The organism is Microbacterium sp. (genome assembly GCF_035277845.1).
GTDB lineage: Bacteria > Actinomycetota > Actinomycetes > Actinomycetales > Microbacteriaceae > Microbacterium.
Genome location: NZ_DATEJS010000134.1, coordinates 1 through 3406 on the forward strand (window position 1 = coordinate 1; position 3406 = coordinate 3406).

4 protein-coding genes are annotated in these 3406 nt (G+C 66.7%); 1 reads left to right on the forward strand and 3 read right to left on the reverse strand.

What is annotated here, in order from left to right; translation table 11 throughout:
* Positions 1-288 precede the first annotated feature (288 nt).
* The 3 genes from VJR25_RS05755 to VJR25_RS05765 all read right to left on the reverse strand — a co-directional run bounded on the left by VJR25_RS05755 (position 289) and on the right by VJR25_RS05765 (position 2257).
* Positions 289-1098: a prepilin peptidase gene (locus VJR25_RS05755; protein ID WP_324113457.1), complete on the reverse strand. Its 810-nt coding sequence runs from the start codon at positions 1096-1098 to the stop codon at positions 289-291.
* Between the two features lie 102 nt (positions 1099-1200).
* Positions 1201-1920, reverse strand: a complete 720-nt coding sequence (locus tag VJR25_RS05760) for a potassium channel family protein (protein WP_324113459.1) — start codon at positions 1918-1920, stop codon at positions 1201-1203.
* Between the two features lie 40 nt (positions 1921-1960).
* Entirely contained in the window at positions 1961-2257 is a 297-nt protein-coding gene (locus tag VJR25_RS05765) for a DUF1905 domain-containing protein (protein WP_324113461.1), read from the reverse strand.
* A gap of 170 nt (positions 2258-2427) precedes the next feature.
* Here VJR25_RS05765 and VJR25_RS05770 point away from each other — a divergent pair.
* The coding region (locus tag VJR25_RS05770; RefSeq protein WP_324113463.1) for a DUF222 domain-containing protein at positions 2428-3406 on the forward strand (979 nt) is incomplete at its 3' end.

A 3406-nucleotide genomic window follows, 5' to 3' on the forward strand; every position in this document is an offset into this window, starting at 1 on the left:
TGCGCATGGCGCGTCTCCTGTTCGTGAGTTTGTCTGTCGCCAAGGCGCGGCCCCTCCGGGTGCACGTGTCATCCACGTGCACCCGGTTAAAAGCGCCCTGACGGGTGCTGGACTTGCACTCACTTCAGGTCGTGCAACCCCTCCCGAAAAGCAATCATGAGGGACCTCTCATGATGTGTCAACGCATTGCCCCACAGCTTTGGCGAAAGATTGGCTCAAGACCACCACTGCGATGGGAGCGGTATCACGGCAACTGAAGGTTGCTGGACGCATCCGATTTCGGGCTGATCAGAGGCCGTAGAGGCCGACATACCAGCTGCCGACGAGGCTCCCGACGAACAGGCCGACCCACGCTCCTGCGATCATCCACGGGCCGAACGGGATCGCGCTCTTGCGCCCAGCGCGGTGCACCGCGATCAGCCCGAGCCCGAACACTCCGCCGATCAGGAACGCGGCAAACGCGCCGACGGCCAGCGCCGCCCAGCTCGCCCACCCCAGATACATGCCTACGACGCCGGCGAGCTTCACGTCTCCCCCGCCCATGCCACGCGGGCTGATGAAGCGCACGACGAAGTAGAAGGCGTACAGCGCCGCCATGCCGATGCCCGCCCGCAGCAGGTTCTGCCACGGCGCGCCGAGCACGCAGGCGAGCGTCAGCAGAACGCCCGCGACCGGATAACTCGGCAGAACGATGCTGTTCGGCAGGCGTCGCACGTCCAGATCGATGAGGGTGAGCACGACCGAGATCGCGGCGAAATAGAGGTACGCGACGAGCACCGGCCAGAACGCGAGCACGGTGACGGCCGCGGCGGCATCCAGCATCCACCACGCCACGACGGCGAATGCGATCGCGGTGATCGCCTCGACGATCGGGTACCGCGCCGAGATGCGCGCGCGGCACGAAGCGCAGCGGCCGCGCAGCGCGAGCCACCCGAACACCGGGACGTTCTGGTACCAGCGGATCGCCGCGTCGCACTGCGGGCAGCGACTCTCACGCGTCAGCGGGATGCCGGCCGGCACGCGGTACGCGACGACATTGAGGAAGGATCCGATCACCAGCCCGAACACGGCAGCGAAGACGACGAGCACGGCGGTCACGATTCAATGATCCCGCACCCCGAGAGGGTCAAGAAAACCTCAAGATCAGCTCAAGACCGACGCGGGATACATGCATCGAAGAATCGGCACGATAATGCGAAATCACCGTTTTGCGCCCTCGCGATCCTTCAAAGCCTCGCGCAGAAGCCCCTCCAGAGACTCGATCCGGGCCTCCAGTGCACGCAGATGACCGACCGTGGCGGTGGCTTCCTCCTCGGCCTGACCGACCTGCGAGACGATCCACGACGCGAACGTCGCCGTGATCACACCGAGCAGGGTCACTCCCCCGATCATGAGCACGATCGCGATGAACCGGCCGATCGCCGTCGCCGGGATCTCGTCGCCGTAGCCGACCGTGGTGATCGTCTCGAACGCCCACCACAGCGCCTTCCAGAACGTGGTGATGTCTGCTCCCGGCTCGCCGCGCTCGACATTGAGCACGGTGAGCGCGCCGACATAGAGCAGCAGTGAGGCCGCCGACCCCGCATACAGCAGGATGCGACTGCGGATCGCCGCGCCCTCGGTGCGCTGCAGGGCACCGCGCAGCATCCGGAGCGGCTGCAGCACCGGCACGAGCACGATCGCCAGGTCGAACAGGTGGGTGCAGCACCACCGGAACCGCCGCCCGGGTTTCTGGATGGCGACCTTCACCACATAGTCGATGACGAAGACGATCCACGACAGTGCGAGCACCGCCACGGCGACGTCGCTGTACGGCGACTGCAGGTTGCCGATCACGAGCCACGAGTACGCGAACAGGAAGATCACCGACACGACGATGAGCGGGCGCTCGGTCAGTTCGCGCCACCGCTTCGGATTCATGAGCTGAATCGTAAGGCCGCCCTATGTCGATCCGCTGAGATCACGCGTCGAGGATCTCCAGACGCACCGTGACCGGCCCGCCGTCCTCGAGCTCCTCAGCCACGCGCACCGCCTTCTTCAGGGGCAGCACGTAGTACCCGGCGGAATCCGGGAAGATCGACGTCGTCCACGTCGATACCCCGACGGATGCCCGCACCCGCACCGACCCGAATCCCCGGTGCGGACGCGGGATCTCACGGATGTCGGCGCTCAGCTGCTCGGGCAGTGCGGTGAAGTACCAGGCGGCATCGATTCGGGCATCCCACTGGAACACCTCGCCGTCGAACTCCACGATCATGGTCCCGATCGTAGGCCGCGGGTGGCGGCCGACGCGGCGGGTGGATGTCGGAACCCCCGCGTATCGTGCGGGGCACAGACAGCTTTTCGTGGGTTGCTGTTCAAGGTGAGATCGTATTTATATTCTAATGTTTGCTTGCATCTGAGTTGTTGAAATCGTAGACTGTTGTCATGACCGAAGTAGCCGTCGAACACCTGGCACCTCTTGCCGAGGCGCTCGACGGTGTCGGCGAGCGATGGCTCGTGGCGCTCGGCGGCATGCACCCCAGCGCGGTGGTCGACGACGATGTGGATGCCATGTCCGACGCCGACCTCATGGCGGTCAACGAGGCTCTCGCGGCCGTGGGCCGCAGGTACCAGGCCCTGCATGCGCGTCTCGCGAACGGCATCAACAAGCGCTCCGCACCGTCGCTGGGAAGCGAGGGACTGGCGCGCAAGGCGGGGTTCAAGTCGGCCGAGAAGCTCATCGCCGCGACGACCGGCGGACACACGGCGGAAGCGAAGCGGCTGATCCGCGTGGGCGATGCCACGGCGGGAGGCATGACGTTCTCCGGCGAGCGCGCACCGGCCCGGCACCCGCACGTCGCGGCCGCCCTCGAGCGCGACCAGATCAGCACGGATGCCGCCGACGCCATCACCGGCATGCTCGACAAGGTCGCATTCCGCGCCGACCGAGCCGCCCTCGATCAGGCGGAGCAGATCCTCGTGGAGCAGGCGGCCGGGCTGTCGCTCTGCGAGGTGCAGGTGATCCTGCGGCACGCCGAAGCGTGGCTCGATCCGGACGGGGTCGCGCCGAAGATCGCAGACCTGCGGATGAAGCGGTACCTGAAGGTGTGGGAAGACCAGCACGGGATGATCGTGCTCGACGGCCGGCTCGACCCCGCGACGGGGGCGCCTGTCAAGGCCGCGATCGAAGCGCTCGTCACCGCGCAGATCCGTGCCTCACGCGGGCACAACGAGCCCGATCAGGAGGCCGCGAGCGGCGAAGGGTCCTGGACGTGGGCGGAATCGGCGGATGACGCGGATGCTGTGGGCCACGGGGATATGGCGGGTGCCGGAGATGCGGCTGGAGTTGACGTCGCGGCCGGGGTTGCGGTCGTGGGAGGAGGCCTGGGCGAGGACGCCGAGCGACGCACCGTCCCGCAGCTGC

Excerpts from the sequence above, each read along its gene's own strand:
- VJR25_RS05760 (WP_324113459.1), bottom strand. The coding sequence starts at position 1,920 with ATGAATCCGAAGCGGTGGCGCGAACTGACCGAGCGCCCGCTCATCGTC.
- VJR25_RS05765 (WP_324113461.1), bottom strand. The coding sequence starts at position 2,257 with ATGATCGTGGAGTTCGACGGCGAGGTGTTCCAGTGGGATGCCCGAATC.